Here is a 15,531-nt window from a genome sequence, read left to right on the forward strand (position 1 = left end):
TCCCTACGCCGCCAGGTCCCGCTCCTCCGCCGACGCCCGCTCCTCACCCCGGGCCCCGGAGAACACCGCGTCCCGGCCCACGCCCGAGCGCCTGCGCGCGCGGATCAGCCGGCCGCCCCACGACGCCCCCTCCACCGCCTTCATGACCGGCGTCAGCAGGGCCATCGCCGGCGGGGACAGCAGCAGGGCGACCGCCGTGCCGAGGGCGAAGCCGCCGATCACGTCCGTGGGGTAGTGCACGCCCATGTACACCCGGCAGAACCCCTCGAGCAGCGCCAGCCCTATCCCCACCAGCCCGAACTTCCGGTTCGCTACGAACAACCCGACGCCCATCGCCATGGTGATCGTCGCGTGGTCGCTCACGAAGGAGTAGTCGGTCTTGCCGGAGACCAGGACGTCCAGGCCCTGATGGTCGAGGAAGGGCCGGGGCCGCTCCACGAACCCCCGTATCGGCACGTTCACCAGCACCGCGATCCCGGCCGCCAGCGGCGCCCACACCAGCGCGGCGACGGACGACGCCGCGTCCTCACCGCCCCGGCGCCGCACGGACCACCAGCACCACAGCACCAGCAGCCCCATGGCGAGCAGCAGCCCGTACTCACCCACGTACTCCATGGCCCGGTCGAACCAGTGCGGCGCGTCCTTGGCCAGGCCATTGATGTCGTAGAGCAGGTCGACGTCGGGGTTCGACCCGGATGCGGCGAGTCCAGCCATCGTGCTGCGGCCCCTTCGTCGTGTTCTGCCGGGCGCACCCTGTGTGCGCCGCTCCTGCCCACCCCCGTGGTTGTAGATCCGCTTCCGCTGCACGCGCGTGCGACACGCGCTCCGTCCGACGTCCGCTTGGCTACGTCAACAGGAACGCACGGCCCCGATTGATACGTTCCACACTCCACCGAATGATCACGCAGACGTTATCGAAGAGAGACTCATCGCCGCAGCTCAGGGGGTGGGTTCACACTCGGTTCACACCGAGGTGGGGAGCGCTTTCGCGCCATCTTCGGTGACCCGGGTGGCCCCGAAGTAGTCCGGCGTGTCGATCGGGTCGAACCGGATCACGGCCCCCGGCCGCGGCGCGTCGATCATGTATCCGCCGCCGACGTAGATGCCCACGTGCCGGATGGCCCGGGAGTTGGTCAGGTCGTCCGAGAAGAACACCAGGTCGCCCGGCAGCAGCTCGTCCCGCTTGGGGTGCGGCCCCGCGTTGTACTGGTCGTTGGCGACCCGCGGCAGGGTGATGCCCACCCTCTCGTAGGCGGCCTTGGTGAGTCCCGAACAGTCGAACCGTCCGCCCTGGTCGGCGGTCCCGTTCCCACCCCACAGATAGGGCGTGCCGAGCTTGCTCTGGGCGTAGGAGATGGCCCCGGCGGCCTGCTTCGACGGGTCGACGCGGGTGACGGGCGCCGCGAAGCTCTTCGACAGCGTGCGGATCGTCCTGACGTAGTTCTGCGTCTCCCGGATCGCGGGCACCCCGCGCGCCCTTATGACGCGGTACGCGCCCGCGTTGTAGGCGGCGAGCATGTTGTCCGTGGTGTCGCCGGGCACGTCCTTGACGTACTTCGCGAGCTCGCAGTCGTACGCCGCGGCCGAGGGAATCGCGTCATTCGGGTCCCAAATGTCGCGCTTGCCGTCGCCGTTGCCGTCGATACCGTGCGTGGCCCAGGTGCTGGGGATGAACTGGGCGATGCCCCGCGCGTCGGCGGGGCTGACGACGTTCGGATCCCACCCGCTCTCCTGGTACAGCTGGGCGGCGAGCAGCGCGGGGTTGAGGGCGGGGCACAGATTGCCCCACTTCTGCACGAGCGCCTTGTAGGCGCTGGGCACGGCGCCCTTGGCGAGCCCGACGCTCCCCCCTGCGACCCCGTTGACGAGGTTCCCCGCGATGACGTACACCCCGATGACGAGCAGCATGACGAAGCTCAGGCCCAGCCCGACCGCGACACCACCGGCCACCCAAACTTTTCGCACGGCTCAACCCTCCCCCATCCGGTCACTGTTCAAGGCCATTTCCGCAGAGAGTGGCGTCATTTCACCCTGAAACCCACGCACATGACGCTCTTGTAGTCGTCCGGGGTGCGGATGTGGTGGAACTCCACGGTCCAGTCACCGGGGTCGTTGGCCGGCGGGATGGACGGACGCGGCCTGCCGTTGATCCAGGTGTGGAAGTCGTCCGGGTAGGTGACGTACTTCCAGGCGGACGGGTCGTCACCGCCGTACAGGTCGAGGGGTTTGCTGGTGTAGCCCACGTTCGGGTTGTCCGACAGCAGCCCTTCGACGGGCTTCTCGGTGTCGGGGTCGATGAGCTGTGGCCCCTGCGCCGCGAGGATGACGTTCTGCGGCTTGAGGTCCCGGTGTGTGACGCCGTGTGCGTGCACCGCGGCGAGCCCCTCGGCGAGCGCCGCGAACAGCCCCCGGCACGTCGCGGCCGGCAACGGCCCCCGCTCGGCCACGGCCCTGCTCAGCGTCGGCCCCGCCACGTACCCGGTCGCCAGCCAGTACGGCGCCGTGTCCAACGAGGCGTCAATCAGGTTCGCGGTGTACGCACTCCGCACCGCCCGCGCGGTCTCCACCTCGCGGCGGAAACGGGCCAGTGCCTCGGGATGGTCGGTGATCTCGTCGCGGATCACCTTCAGCGCGACCAGCCGTCCGCCGGGCGACCGCCCGAGATAGACCTGTCCCATTCCACCCGCGCCGAGGCGGGCGAGCAGCGTGTACGCGCCTATGCGCGCGGGGTCCTGAGCCTTGAGTGCGTCCACCGAACTGACCTTGCCATACGGACCAGTTCGGAGGTGCCGAAGGCCGCCGCCAGGATCGGACCAGCGGCCCGGCAGACGGCCACCGAGCTACCGGGCCAAGGATCAGGGATCGCCCGCGGCGTCCCTGTACAACTGGGCCGCCTCCGTCCGCAGGACCACGCTGTACGACGTGTCCGCGGTGGAGCCGCCCTCCTCGTGCCCACCGAGCACGCCGACGACCTCCCGGTCGCCGTTGATCCACGGGCTGCCGCTGGTGCCGCCGGTGAAGCCGGGGCAGTCGATGCGCTGCTGGGTGCTGCTGTGGGAACGGGGCTTGTTGGTGCAGCTGATGGGCACCTCGCGGGAGTCGGGGTAGCCGGTGACCGTCACCCCGGTCGCCCCGGTCGCCATCCCGGTGACGAAGCGGTTGCCGCCCACGGCGTCCTCGACGCCCTTGCCGTCCTGGTCGGCGACCACGGCGAAGGCCAGGTCGCTGTCCTCGTCCTGGTCCTTGGACCAACCGTCGGGAAGGAAGCGTCTCTTGACCTCCCACACCCCGTACGGCGCCGTTCCGTCCCGGTACCCGGGCGCGAACAGGAGGTGGCTGTCACCGCTCAGACAGTGGGCCGCGGTGACGATGAGGTTCCGGTTGGGGCTGTGCACGACCGAGGCGGTGCAGAAGTGGTGGCCGGCGAGGTCGTCGGCCTTGTCCGCCCGGAACAGCGCCCCGACCCGCGCGCTCTGCGCGGTCACCGCGGCCACGGCGGTCACCCCGAGGGGCCCCGGCCCGTCGTCGGCGGCCGCGACGGAGGCCGAGGTGGCGGCCAGCAGGACCAGGGCACCGAACAGCGCGTACTGCCGGGTGCCGGCATGGGGGCGTGCGTGATGGGCGGGGCTCTTGATACCCGAGGTGCGCTTCATCAAGCCCCACTTTGTCCCACGAAGGTGAGAAACCGATCCCGACTTCACTGAGATTTTCCCGAGAACCGGCGCTCATCGCACCACGAGCCCCAGGATCTGCGCCCCACCGAGCCCTGACTGTGGGCGCCGACAACTATGCTGACACTGACTACATCGGGATACGGTGTGTCCATGCCCACCCAGCGCCCCTACCACCACGGAGACCTGCGCGCCGCCCTCCTCAAGAGTGCCGAGCGCACGTTGCGTGAGCGGGGGGTCGCCGCGCTCTCCCTGCGGGAGCTGGCGCGCGAGACCGGTGTCAGCCACGCCGCCCCGGGCCGGCACTTCAAGGACAAGCAGGCCCTGCTCGACGCCCTGGCGCTCACCGGGTTCGAGCGGCTGGCACAGGCCCTGGAGGCCGCCGACCAGCCCGGACTGCCGCTGGAGCCGCGGCTCGCCGGGCTGGCACGCGCCTACGTCGGGTTCGCCGTCGACCATGCCGCGCTGCTCGAGCTCATGTTCGCCCGCAAGCACGATCCCGACGTCTCCGAGCAGCTTTCCGCCGGCATCGACCGGTCCGTGGGGGCCTTCACACGCCTCATCGCCGACGCGCAGCAGCGGGGCGAGATCGTCGAGGGCGACCCCGAGCACATCACCCTCGTCGCGGCTGCCGGCATGCACGGCCTCGCCGCCTTCATCGCCAACGGGACCCTTCCGCCCGAAGAGGCCCTCGCCGGCCTGGACGAGCACGTCCACCTCATGCTCCACGGCCTCCGGCCCCGCTGAGGCCACCGGCGGCAGGGAAGCGACAACAGACGGAAACCTGTGCCGCCCGACTGCTCCAAGCGGATGATCGCCGACGTGTCGGCGGCGGCCGACCCGGCGCGGCATCCAGCCGCGGCCCGTTCGCCCTGAGGAAGCGTGAGAACATCGACTCGACCGCTCACTCGACTGGCCGTCAGAAACCATGCCAAATCGCAAAGAGGGTCAACGACGGAACCACACGATAGGTTCCGGTCCGACTTCATTGCCCGGCGTGACCTGGCGTGATACACAGAGTGACCATGTGTGCCTTCGTACACCGCTCCACGCCCGTCCGCCCGGCCGGCGAGAGGCGGTGGCAAGGTATTCGTACGAAACTCGCCAAGCAATGACGCCAAGTCGACATACCTGAGCGTCATTGTCGGCGAGAATGAGCCTGACCTCTGCGCAACCGCAGGGGACGCGGAACTACCCAACAGGGGCGGTGACTTACATGCTCTTTGCGGCCGACAAGGGAGACATCAACACCATCATCGGCGGGATCGCTCCGGACTGGGGCCCCTTCGGCAGCCTGGGCAACGAGGCCAAGGTGATGATCGAGGTGGTGATGGCGGTGGCCATCCTGCTCTGCCTCGGCATCGCCGTGTGGGGTGCCGCGAAGCAGCGGATCGGCGCCACGGCCCTGCGCGACACGTTCAGCGCCGAACAGGGCAAGGGCCTCATCATCGCCGGCCTGACGGGAGTGTTCATCATCGGCTCCCTCGGCACGCTCTTCACCATCGTGTACGGCATGGCCGTGTAACCGGCGCGCGCACCGCGCATGCCGCGCACGGCGCTCCGTCAGAACCGTCAGTCAGACCCCCCGGGCGCGCCCGGTGCCCCCGTTACCCCCACCCACCCACCGTGCCCACCGGCTGAGGTTGCGTTTCCCTGATGTCGAGTCACCACACCGCGCCCGCGCGGGAACCAGCACGGCTACCGTCGTACTTCTACGCGTTCCGGTACGAGGTCGAGGGGGCGTACGGGGCATGAGTCTCGGAGACGAGCACGGGTACGGCGAGTCCGCGCGCGCCGACGACGAGCTGTACGGAGGCAGCAGGCAGACCCGCACACGGCTTCCCGAGCGGGCCGGCGACCCGTACGGGGGTGCACGGCGCGGCGGCCGCTCGTCCTCGCGCAGCCTGGTCACGGTGGTCGGCGTGGTCGTCCTCCTCATCGCCGCGATCGCCTTCGCGAACCGCGGAGAAGGGGGTTCCCCCTCGGCGAGCAGAAGCGGCGACAAGCCAGCGGCAGCGGCGACGGCGGCGAGCGGCAAGCGGCCGGTGCAGACGAAGACGGGCGGGATCCCGTCGGGCTTCGCGCACGACGAGCAGGGGGCTCAGAGTGCGGCGGCGAACTACGCCGTGGCGCTGGGCTCGACGGGCATGTTCAAGAAGGACACCCGGCACGCCCTCCTGGACCTGCTCTACACCCCTGACGCGGCGGCAAGGCTTCAGGGCCCGATGGATCAGGCCTACTCAACCGACTTCCTGAACAAGATGGGTCTGGACGCAGGTGGCGACCCGCCGGCCGGCAGCACGTTCGTCTCGCGCGTGGTCCCGGTGGGCACCGCCGTCCAGCAGTACAGCGACAGCTCCGCCAAGGTCGCGGTGTGGTACATCGGGCTCATCGGCATGTCCGGGGAGGGCTCGACCGACCCCGTCACCTCGACCTGGAAGACGTGGACGTTCGACCTGCACTGGTCGGGCGGCGACTGGAAGATCGTCTCCGACTCGCAGAAGGACGGCCCCGCCCCGGTGCCCGGTGACGACAAGGCCGCCACCTCCGACGAGATCCGCAAGGCCATCGAAGAGTACGGAGGGTTCACGTATGCCCGGTAGCCAGCATCGCGTGCTCAAGCTTTCCGGAGTCGTGGCAGCCGTACAGACGTCGGCCGTGCTGCTGGCCACCCGTGCCTTTGCCGCGCCCTCGCCCAGTCCGACGCCCTCGCCGTCGGCCAGCAAGAACCCTTGCGACCTCATCGTCGGCGAGGCCAAGAAGTACTGCGAAAAAGGCAACAACTCCGGCCGCCAAGGCCTGACCGGCGACACCTCCGACCCCACCTCCACCCTCGACCCCCTCTCCTCCCTGGCCAAGGGCTGTGCCGACGCCGCCTCCTGGACGATCGACAAGCTCAGCAAGGCCGTGAAGGAGACCGCGAACGTCGACTTCACGAACCAGAAGTTCCTGCAGCAGTACGCCGTGGTGTTCGCGGCGTCGACGATCCTGACCCTCGTGCTGTGGCTGCTGGCCGTGGCCAAGCGGGCGGTGCGCGGCGTCCCCCTCACCACCGCGCTGTCGGAGGCGATCGGCTTCCTCTGGCTGACAGTGCTGGCCTCCGCCTTCACCCCGCTGATCCTGTACACGGTGGTGTCGGCCACCGACGGCGTCTCCGACGTCCTCGCCAAGGCCACCGGCGACCAGGCCGACACCTTCTTCGGCACGTTCTCCGCCGCCCTGAGCAAGGGGCAGAACATCGGCGGCGGCCCGATCATGCTGATCGTCGTCTCGCTCGTGTCCATCCTCGCCGCCGGCGTGCTCTGGCTGGAGCTGGTCCTCCGCGCCGCCCTGCTCTACGTCGGTGCTCTGCTCGGCACCGTCGTCTACGCCGGCCTGGTCGACAAGAACCTGTGGAGCCACGTCCGCCGCTGGGCCGGGATCATGATCGCCGTCATCCTGGTCAAGCCGGTCATCGTGATCGTCCTCGGCCTCGCCGGCGCCCTGTCCTCCGAGGACAACGGCCCCGGCGCCTTCTCCGCGGTCGTCTCCGGCCTCGCCATCATCCTGCTCGCCATCTTCGCCAGCGCGATGATCTACCGTTTCGTGCCCGGCTTCGGCGACGAGATCGCGGCCTCCCGCAACAACCGCATCATGCAGGGCGCCGAGGGCAAGGCCGCCGCGGTCATCAGCTCCCCGGCGACCCTGGTCGCGCAGGGCATCAAGACCCACAGTTCCCGGGCCGACAGCAACGGAGGCGGCGGCACCCAGTCGTCCGCCCCCCGCCCGGTCAACCCCGCCTCCGGTGGCGTCGCCGCGCACAGCTCTCGCGTCCCGGACGGTGGCGGCGGATCCGTCCCCCCCGCCGCGCCCGCTCCCCGCGCACCCAGCCCGGTGAACACTCCCCACGCCAGCAGCACCCGCAACAGCAGTAACAACCGCACGGGAGGTGAAGGGCGTTGACGACCGAGTCCCACATGTCCCATCCGGTCACGCCCCGCCGTACGTACCTGATCGGCCGCGCCCGGCCGAACGCCATCGTCGGCCGCAACCGCGAGACCGGGGAGATCGCCCTGATCATCGGGGGCGCGTTCCTCGGCATGATGTGCGGGCTCCTCGTCCCCGTGCTGTCCCTGCGCATCGTGCTGCTGACGGGTTTCCCGCTGCTGGCGCTGGCGGCGGTCTACGTCCCCTACCGGCACCGTACGTTCTACAAGTGGTTCGAGATCAACCGCACCTACAAGCGCACCGTCAAGCGGGGCGCCGTCTACCGCTCGGGGGTCATGGAGGCCGGCACGCGCCTGGACGGGCGGGAGATCGAGATCGGGCCGCCGCCCGGGATCGGCCGGATCACCTGGCTCGCCGCGCCGTTCGGGCCGGACGAGATCGCCGTCCTGCTGCACGCGGACCGCAAGACGGTCACCGCCTGCATCGAGATCGAGGGGCCCGGCGTCGGCCTGCGCGACTCCGAGGACCAGGAGGCGCTCGTCGACCGCTTCGGCACGCTGCTGAAGCACGTGGCCAACGGCGACGGCTTCGTCACCCGCCTGCAGATGCTCGCCCGCACCCTCCCCGCCGACCCCGACGCCCACGCCAAGGACGTCGCACTGCGCGGGAACGAGCGGGCACCGCAGTGGCTCCAGCGGTCGTACGACCAGTTGCAGTCGATGGTGTCCACCAGCAGCGAGCAGCACCGCGCCTACCTCGTCGCCTGCATGCACTACACGCGCGAACTGGCCGCCGAGGCCCAGGCCATGGCACGGGCGGCCCGGCCCCAGTCGGGGCGCAGGCTCGACCGGGACGCCGGTCTCGCGGTCGTCATGGCCCGCGAGCTGACCGACATCTGCTCCCGGCTGCAGGAGGCCGACATCCGCGTACGGCAGCCGCTCGGTCAGGGGCGGCTGGCGTCGCTGATCCACTCCATGTACGACCCCGACCACCCGATCGACCACATCCAGGCGATGTCGAAACGCAACGCCTGGCCGGCCGAGCTGGACGCGATGGAGCCGACCTACCTCCAGGCCAAGACCCGGGAGTCGTCCACCCGGGAGCCCTGGTGCCATGCCACCGCCTGGATCAAGGAGTGGCCGATGACCCCAGTGGGTGTCAATTTCCTGGCGCCCCTGCTCGTCCACACCCCGGACGTGATCCGGACCGTCGCCGTCACCATGGACCTCGAGCCCACCGAGGTCGCCATCGAGCGCATGCTGACCGAGAAGACGAACGACGTCGCCGAGGCCAGCCGCGCCGCCAAGATGAACCGCACGGTGGACCCGCGTGACGTGGCCGCCCACCACCGTCTCGACCAGCGCGGGGAGGACCTTGCGAGCGGCGCGGCCGGCGTCAACCTCGTCGGCTACATCACCGTCTCCGCACGCACCCCCGAGGCCCTGGCCCGCGACAAGCGGACGATCAGGGCGTCGGCCGGAAAGTCGTATCTGAAGCTGGAGTGGTGCGACCGCGAGCACCACCGCGCCTTCGTGAACACGCTGCCGTTCGCCACCGGAATCCGAAGGTAGGGGTTGATGCACTGATGCGGGACCCGCTGTCCGCCCTCACGGACGCCTTCACGTCCTTCCTGTTCGGGAAGGTCGAGACGACCCGGCTGCCGGTGCGCACCTCGACAGGCCAGGCCCAGGCAATCTACCTGCCCACCGCCGCCCCCGGCCTCGGCGACTCCGGCGTCATCATCGGCCGCGAGGTGTACTCCGGGAAGGGCTACATCTACGACCCCTTCCAGCTGTACGGCCAACAGCTCCCCGCGCCCCACTGGCTGGTCCTCGGCGAGTCCGGCAACGGCAAGTCGGCCCTGGAGAAGACCTACGTCCTGCGCCAGCTGCGCTTCCGCGACCGCCAGGTCGTCGTCCTCGACGCGCAGGGCGAGGACGGGGTCGGCGAGTGGAACCTCATCGCGCAGGAGCTGGGGATAACGCCGATCCGGCTGGACCCGATGGCCGCCCTGGACCACGGCATCCGGCTCAACCCCCTGGACCCGTCGATCACGACGACGGGCCAGCTCGCGCTGCTGAGGACCATCATCGAGGTCGCGATGGGCCACGGCCTGGACGAGCGCTCCGGCTTCGCGCTCAAGGTCGCGCACGCCTACGTCAACGAGACGATCGTCGAGCGCCAGCCGGTGCTGTCCGACATCGTCGAGCAACTGCGGCACCCCGAGCCGGAGTCGGCGGAGGCGATGAACGTCGCCATAGACGACGTACGGGCCTGGGGCCTGGACGTGGCCCTGGTCCTGGACCGCCTGGTCGACGGTGACCTCAGGGGCATGTTCGACGGCCCCACGACGGTCGGCATCGACCTGGACGCCCCGCTGATCGTCTTCGACCTGTCCCACATCGACCGCAACTCCATCGCCATGCCGATCCTGATGGCGATCGTCGGCGTGTGGCTGGAGCACACCTGGATCCGCCCCGACCGCAAGAAGCGCATCTTCCTGGTCGAGGAGGCCTGGCACATCATCAACAGCCCGTTCGTGGCGCAGCTGTTCCAGCGGCTGCTGAAGTTCGGGCGCCGACTGGGTCTGTCCTTCGTGGCCGTCGTCCACCACCTGTCCGACGTGGTGGACGGAGCGGCGGCGAAGGAGGCGGCCGCGATCCTGAAGATGGCGTCGACAAGGACGATCTACGCGCAGAAGGCCGACGAGGCGAGGGCGACGGGCCGGGTGCTGGGCCTGCCCCGCTGGGCGGTGGAGATCATCCCGACACTGACTCCCGGCATCGCGGTGTGGGACGTCAACGGCAACGTCCAGGTGGTCAAACACCTGGTCACGGAGACCGAACGCCCGCTGGTCTTCACGGACCGCGCGATGACGGAGTCCTCCAGCGACCTCGTGTCCGACGACGCCCTGCGCGCCGCCGAACTCGAGGCGGAGGAGCGGGCGGCGGCCTTCGTGGAACAGCACATCGCCGACCTGGACGGCTCGTCCGAGTCGACGGTGGCCTAGGGGGAGGCGTGAGACCGGACGACCGCGACCAGCGCCGGAGCGGACAGGACACCCAGGGAGGCATCCCCGACGGCCTGCTGATCGGCATACTCGCGTTCCTCCTCGGCATGACCCTGCTGGTGTGGACGGCCACGGGCCTCGCCGGCTGGTTCGCCCAGGGCTCCTGGCCGGCCGGCGTCACCTTCACCCGTACGCCGATGGCCATGCGGCATCTCATCAGCCGGCCGCACGACATCCCCGGCGCCTGGCCGGACACCCCACCGCACCAGCTCTCGGGCTACGGGCTGTTCTGGGGCCTGTTCATCGGCCAGCTGATGGTGCTGTTCGTGCTGACCGTGTTCGTGATGGGCACGATGGCGAGATGGAGAGCGGGACGGCTGCGGAGGCGGGCGGAGAGGGCGGCGGCACGGCAGCGGGCAACAGCCCCGGAAGTCCACGAGGTGCCGACGCCGGCGGCCGACCAGGAGGTCCCGGCTCAGAGAACGGCAACGGAGCCCCAGCAGACGCTCCCCCAGCCCCAGCAGCCGACGGAGACGCCCCAGCCCCAGACCACGGCACTACTGCCCCAGACCACGGCACCACGGCCCCAGACCACGGCACCATTGCCCCAGCCCCCCGGCTCCCCGTTTGACGGCCGGCGGTCGGGCGGGTGGGAAAAGATCCTGCTGGGCACCAGGGAAAGCCGCCACTCGGCAGCAACCCAGGCCGTACGCGACGCGGAAGGCCCGGCCCTCGTAGTCACGTCGAACCCCGCCGTCTGGCAGGACACCAAGGACTCCAGAGCCAAACTCGGCCCGGTCCTCCTCTACGACCCCACCCACCTCTGCGACACCCCGGCCCGCCTCCACTGGTCCCCCACGACCGGCTGCGAGGACAAACAGACGGCTGCAGCAAGAGCCGCCGCCCTCCTCGCCCCCGTCCGCCCCACCGCCAAGATCGACCAGGCCATCGGCGACACCGCGGAAACACTCCTCCGCAGCTACCTGCACGCCGCCGCCATCGACGGCCGCACCATCCGTCACGTCCACCGCTGGTCCCAGGGCACCCAGGTCCAGGAGGCGGTACGAACCCTCCGTACGAGCCCCAAGGCGGCCACCGGCTCGGCGGGCGAACTCGAGGCCGCCCTCACCGCGCACCCCCAGCGCCGCGACATCGCGCAGGAGTTGACGAGCCGCGCTCTGTCCTCCCTCTTCACGGTCAACATCCGCGAAGCCTGTACTCCAAACCGAACTGATGCGCTCGCCTTGGATTCCTTCGTGAGCGAAGGGGGCACGCTTTATGCGGTGGGGGAGTCCATCGAGGATCCCCGGACCAACCCGGGCGCGATGCCCCTCCTGACGGCACTCGCCTCAAGCGTGGTCGAGCGCGGTCGGCGCATGGCCGAACGGTCATCCTCCGGTCGGCTCGGCCCACCACTCACACTCGTCCTGGACGACGTGGCCGCCGTGGCCCCGCTCCCCCAGCTGCCGGAGCTGCTGGCCGGCGGAGCGGACCGGGGCCTGCCTACGCTGGCCCTGCTCCGCTCACGGGAACAGGGCCGCGCCCGTTGGCCGCACCACGAACTACCGGTGTGACACCTCGGCCCGCTCGAGCACGAACTCCAGCTCGGACTCCCCCGAACCGCCCGTCAGCGGCACGGTGTGCCCGCTCGGTACGAACCCGATCCTGCGGTAGAAGTGCTGGGCCCGCCCGTTCTCCTCGTGGACGATCAGCCGCACCCGCTCCACGCCGATCTCCCAGGCCCAGTCCAGGGCCTCGTCGAACAGCACCTCGGTCAGCCCGCAGCCGCGGTGCTCGGGCCGCACGTACACGCCGACGACGTGCCCCTGCCGCCGTTCGACCGGGAACCCGGCCCAGTCCGTCCTGCCGGGTTCCTCGACCAGCACGGTGGCGGTCCCCACCCACTCGCCGTCCGGCCCCTCCGCGACGAACTGCCGCGCGCCGGCCGCCCCCTCGGCAGCCCCGGCCGCCCGCTCCTGCCAGAAGGAGTCCGGCCGGGCCACGGCGTCGTCGTACGTCTCCAGGAAGGCGAGGTGCGCCACGGGGTCCTGGAGCGCGAGGAGTCGCAGCGCCTTCACGGCGGGCCACTCCTCGGCGCGTATGGCACGGACGACGTACTTCTCACCGCTGTCGGGGCTGCTCATGGGCGCAACCGTACGTCACCTGCGTCAGTCGTCGTCATCCAGTTTTTCCGCCTGGTCGTTCGGCACGGACCCGTACAGATCGTGCTTGGGCTCGGGCATCACGCTCTTCGCCCCGCGCACGCTCTTCCAGATCGCCTCGTTGAAAGTCCGCTCGTCGATCTGGTCCTCCTTGGTGAGGTCCTGCTTCGCCGACACCCCCGCCATGGGCGATGTGACCGTGTTCACGGCCGTGAGGTCGTACGTCGGCCTCAGAGCGTCGTACGGCCTCGCGTCCGGCCGCGCGGTGAAGGAGTTCACCATCGGTGTGGCGTACGCGTCGAACTGCGTCATCGGCGACAGCCCCAGCAGCAGCTCCATCGTCCGCACCATGGAGGCGGTGCTGTAGAAGGTGGAGTCGATCCGCCCGGTCCGCGTGTACGGGCTGATGACCTGCGAGATCGTCCGGTGCGCGTCCACGTGGTCCGGCCCGTTCTGCGCGTCGTCCTCGGTCACGAAGATCGCGGTCGACTTCCAGAACTTCGAGTGCGAGACCGTGTCGACGAGCTGCCCGAGCGCCCAGTCGTTGTCGGCGACGTACGCCTGCGGGGTCGGCATGCCGGCCTTGGTGCCGGAGGTGTGGTCGTTGGGCAGCCGCACCATCTCGAAGGCGGGCAGGTTCCCGTCCTTCTCGTACTGGGCGAACTCCTTTTTCCACTCCTCGATCCGCGGGCTGCCGCAGGTCGACACGCGGGCGGGGAAGGTGTTGGCGGAATCCGGGCAGCTCAGGTTGTACGGCCCGTAGTCGTGGTCGGTCCTGGCCTCCAGGACCGGATCGTCCGCGTGCGCCTTCCCTTGCGCGTCGGCGTTCACGTAGAAACCGTAGTTGCGGAAGCCGATGCCCTTGTCGGCGAGCCGCTGCCAGAGGTAGGCGTGGTCGGGGTCCTTGTTGGGCGCGATCGCCGGGTCGTGGTTCTCCGACGGGTAGGTGTGGTTGCGCCCGGAGTAGTTGGCGGGCCACCCCTGCTCGCTGTACGGGTTGGAGTTGGCGGCGACGGTCCAGTTCCAGCCCTGGGCGCTCACCTCGGCGTCGGCGTAGAAGTTGTCGAGGGTCACGAACTGCCGTTGCAGCGCACGGGCATTGGGGGCGGAGTCGTCCCCGAAGAGGTTGAGGGACGCGTCCCCGTTGCCCTTCCCCAGCGACCCGAACTCCTGGTCGTAGGTCCGGTTCTCCTTGACGACGTAGATGACGTGCTTGATCGGCGACTTCTCCCCGATGCGCCGCGGCACGACCGCCCCGGTGGCCCGGGGGCTGTCTCCCTGCTCGAATCCGTTGTTGGCGACGACGGTCCGCGTCCACCGCCTCAGCTGCCTCTCCCCGCCGCCGAGTCCGATGGTCGACAGGGTGCCCTTCATCATCGACCCGGAGTACTGGTCCGGGGACTGGGGCGCGGTGGAGGTGGGGTTCGGGTAGCCGGGGCCGTTGTTGGGCCCGGCGCCGAGTCCTTTGGCGTTGGTGACGTACAGCTTCCCGTCGTGGGCGAGAACGGCCGTCGGATACCAGGCGGTGGGGATGAGCCCGGCCGTGCGCCCGCTCTTCAGGTTCACCACAGCGATGTCATTGTTGCCGGAATTGGCGACGTAGAGCCGGCGCCCGTCCTCGGAGAGCGCGAGGGCGTCGGGGTTGCTGCCGACGGGCGCGTGCCGGTAGGGAGCGAGCCCGATCGTCCGCGTCACCTTCCGGGTCCGTACGTCGATGACGCTGACCTGGTCGCTGTCGCCGTTGGCGACGTACAGGGTCTGCAGCGCGGAGTCGGTGATGACGGCGTTGGGATGGGTGCCGACCTTGACGGCGGTCCGCGGCACGGGCGCCGATCCGCTGATGTCGAGGACGCTGACGGTGTTGCCGCCCTGGTTGGTCACGAAGGCGGTCTTCCCGCCGTCGGCGAGAGCCACGGCGCAGGGGGCGTGCCCGACGGCCACGGTGGCCATGGACCCGTCGCCGAGACTGACGACGGTGACAGCGTCGGCGAGCCGGTCGGCGACGACGAGCCGCTTCCCGTCGGGGGTGACGGCGATCCCGGCCGGATACATGTTCACGGCTTGGCCGTCCGGGTTCTTCGTGGGCAGCTTGATCGGGCTGGTCTCGGTCAGCCGCCCGCCGCTCACGTCGTACGTGTGGATGATCTCGCGCCCACCACCGCTGGCGTAGGCGCGCTTGCCGTCCGGGCTGAAGGCGAGCCCGGTGAACACGGCCTGGGGACTCGGGTACGAGATGGTCTGCACGACCTCCGAGTCCTCCGGGTCGACCACCTGGAGGGACTGGGTGCCCTGCCCGGCGTTGCTCACCAGGAGCATGCTCTTGTCGGGCGACAGCACCGCGTTGACGGGGAGATTGCCCAACTGGGCCTGCTTGCCGGCCGGGGTGACCTTGTATCCGACCGGGGTGATGGCCGTCCCGTCCCTCTTCGGCCCAGCGGGGCCCTGTCCACCGGCGGCGGCGAGGGCGACGGCGGCTCCGGTGGCGAGGACGGCGGTACCTGCCAGCACAGTGACAACTCGGCGTTTGTTTCTGCGTCTCAGGACCATGGGTCACGACAGTGACGCCGGGGACTGACGCGGAGTCGGACCCTGGGTGACGTGACCATGACCGTGACGTGAACACGAAAGAGCCCCAACTCACGGGCGTACATCCGGAGTTGGGGCTCTTTCTCAAGATTTGTTCGGCGGCGTCCTACTCTCCCACAGAGTCCCCCCTGCAGTACCATCGGCGCTGTAAGGCTTAGCTTCCGGGTTCGGAATG

The 15,531-nt window shown here is 69.8% G+C and carries 13 protein-coding genes and 1 rRNA gene; 7 read left to right on the forward strand and 7 right to left on the reverse strand.

All coding sequences use genetic code 11. The features are described from left to right. Positions 1-3: 3 nt before the first annotated feature. The 4 genes from ABZV31_RS31685 to ABZV31_RS31700 all read right to left on the reverse strand — a co-directional run bounded on the left by ABZV31_RS31685 (position 4) and on the right by ABZV31_RS31700 (position 3,653). A complete protein-coding gene (locus ABZV31_RS31685) occupies positions 4-714 on the reverse strand; it encodes a phosphatase PAP2 family protein (protein WP_355900327.1) in 711 nt (236 codons plus the stop codon). Positions 715-963: 249 nt separating this feature from the next. Next, the gene (locus ABZV31_RS31690) at positions 964-1,965 is read right to left on the reverse strand and encodes a bifunctional lytic transglycosylase/C40 family peptidase (protein WP_355900328.1); all 1,002 of its coding nucleotides are present in this window, start codon (positions 1,963-1,965) and stop codon (positions 964-966) included. Positions 1,966-2,021: 56 nt separating this feature from the next. Continuing rightward, complete coding sequence (locus tag ABZV31_RS31695) at positions 2,022-2,753, reverse strand: serine/threonine-protein kinase (protein WP_355900329.1); 732 nt, start codon at positions 2,751-2,753, stop codon at positions 2,022-2,024. 102 nt (positions 2,754-2,855) lie between these two features. Continuing rightward, entirely contained in the window at positions 2,856-3,653 is a 798-nt protein-coding gene (locus ABZV31_RS31700; protein ID WP_355900330.1) for a trypsin-like peptidase domain-containing protein, read from the reverse strand. Positions 3,654-3,824: 171 nt separating this feature from the next. Here ABZV31_RS31700 and ABZV31_RS31705 point away from each other — a divergent pair, with 171 nt between their 5' ends. The 7 genes from ABZV31_RS31705 (at position 3,825) to ABZV31_RS31735 (ending at position 12,182) form a co-directional block, all read left to right on the forward strand. Then, entirely contained in the window at positions 3,825-4,418 is a 594-nt protein-coding gene (locus ABZV31_RS31705; RefSeq protein WP_355900331.1) for a TetR/AcrR family transcriptional regulator, read from the forward strand. Between the two features lie 469 nt (positions 4,419-4,887). Beyond that, positions 4,888-5,196 (forward strand): hypothetical protein, encoded by a 309-nt coding sequence (locus ABZV31_RS31710; protein ID WP_014673544.1) that lies wholly within the window; start codon positions 4,888-4,890, stop codon positions 5,194-5,196. A 226-nt stretch (positions 5,197-5,422) separates the two neighbouring features. Beyond that, positions 5,423-6,274 carry a hypothetical protein gene (locus ABZV31_RS31715; protein WP_355900332.1) on the forward strand — a complete coding sequence of 284 codons (852 nt, stop codon included), beginning with the start codon at positions 5,423-5,425 and terminating at the stop codon, positions 6,272-6,274. After that, the gene (locus ABZV31_RS31720; RefSeq protein ID WP_355900333.1) at positions 6,264-7,613 is read left to right on the forward strand and encodes a hypothetical protein; all 1,350 of its coding nucleotides are present in this window, start codon (positions 6,264-6,266) and stop codon (positions 7,611-7,613) included. Before ABZV31_RS31715 ends, ABZV31_RS31720 begins: the two co-directional genes overlap by 11 nt. After that, positions 7,610-9,169, forward strand: coding sequence for an SCO6880 family protein (locus ABZV31_RS31725; RefSeq protein ID WP_355900334.1), 1,560 nt, complete (start codon positions 7,610-7,612; stop codon positions 9,167-9,169). Before ABZV31_RS31720 ends, ABZV31_RS31725 begins: the two co-directional genes overlap by 4 nt. 14 nt (positions 9,170-9,183) lie before the next feature. Further along, on the forward strand, positions 9,184-10,608 hold the full coding sequence (locus tag ABZV31_RS31730) for an ATP-binding protein (RefSeq protein WP_355900335.1): 1,425 nt from the start codon (positions 9,184-9,186) through the stop codon (positions 10,606-10,608). Positions 10,609-10,616: 8 nt separating this feature from the next. Then, a complete protein-coding gene (locus ABZV31_RS31735) occupies positions 10,617-12,182 on the forward strand; it encodes a type VI secretion protein (RefSeq protein WP_355900336.1) in 1,566 nt (521 codons plus the stop codon). Here the strand turns inward: ABZV31_RS31735 and ABZV31_RS31740 are convergent. From ABZV31_RS31740 to rrf, 3 genes are all read right to left on the reverse strand, one after another. Next, positions 12,171-12,752, reverse strand: coding sequence for a GNAT family N-acetyltransferase (locus ABZV31_RS31740; protein WP_355900337.1), 582 nt, complete (start codon positions 12,750-12,752; stop codon positions 12,171-12,173). The genes ABZV31_RS31735 and ABZV31_RS31740 overlap by 12 nt on opposite strands. A gap of 24 nt (positions 12,753-12,776) precedes the next feature. Continuing rightward, a complete protein-coding gene (locus ABZV31_RS31745) occupies positions 12,777-15,278 on the reverse strand; it encodes a bifunctional YncE family protein/alkaline phosphatase family protein (protein ID WP_355900338.1) in 2,502 nt (833 codons plus the stop codon). 171 nt (positions 15,279-15,449) lie between these two features. Continuing rightward, a 5S ribosomal RNA gene (rrf, locus tag ABZV31_RS31750) occupies positions 15,450-15,531 on the reverse strand; the annotation flags it as partial.

It is taken from the genome of Streptomyces sp. NPDC005202, assembly GCF_040608235.1.
Lineage (GTDB): Bacteria > Actinomycetota > Actinomycetes > Streptomycetales > Streptomycetaceae > Streptomyces.

What these genes read in the sequence shown, in the direction of transcription:
- ABZV31_RS31685 (WP_355900327.1), bottom strand. Translation starts at nt 714, where the DNA reads ATGGCTGGACTCGCCGCATCCGGGTCGAACCCCGACGTCGACCTGCTC.
- ABZV31_RS31700 (WP_355900330.1), bottom strand. Translation starts at nt 3,653, where the DNA reads ATGAAGCGCACCTCGGGTATCAAGAGCCCCGCCCATCACGCACGCCCC.
- ABZV31_RS31705 (WP_355900331.1), top strand. Translation starts at nt 3,825, where the DNA reads ATGCCCACCCAGCGCCCCTACCACCACGGAGACCTGCGCGCCGCCCTC.
- ABZV31_RS31710 (WP_014673544.1), top strand. Translation starts at nt 4,888, where the DNA reads ATGCTCTTTGCGGCCGACAAGGGAGACATCAACACCATCATCGGCGGG.
- ABZV31_RS31715 (WP_355900332.1), top strand. Translation starts at nt 5,423, where the DNA reads ATGAGTCTCGGAGACGAGCACGGGTACGGCGAGTCCGCGCGCGCCGAC.
- ABZV31_RS31720 (WP_355900333.1), top strand. Translation starts at nt 6,264, where the DNA reads ATGCCCGGTAGCCAGCATCGCGTGCTCAAGCTTTCCGGAGTCGTGGCA.
- ABZV31_RS31730 (WP_355900335.1), top strand. Translation starts at nt 9,184, where the DNA reads ATGCGGGACCCGCTGTCCGCCCTCACGGACGCCTTCACGTCCTTCCTG.
- ABZV31_RS31740 (WP_355900337.1), bottom strand. Translation starts at nt 12,752, where the DNA reads ATGAGCAGCCCCGACAGCGGTGAGAAGTACGTCGTCCGTGCCATACGC.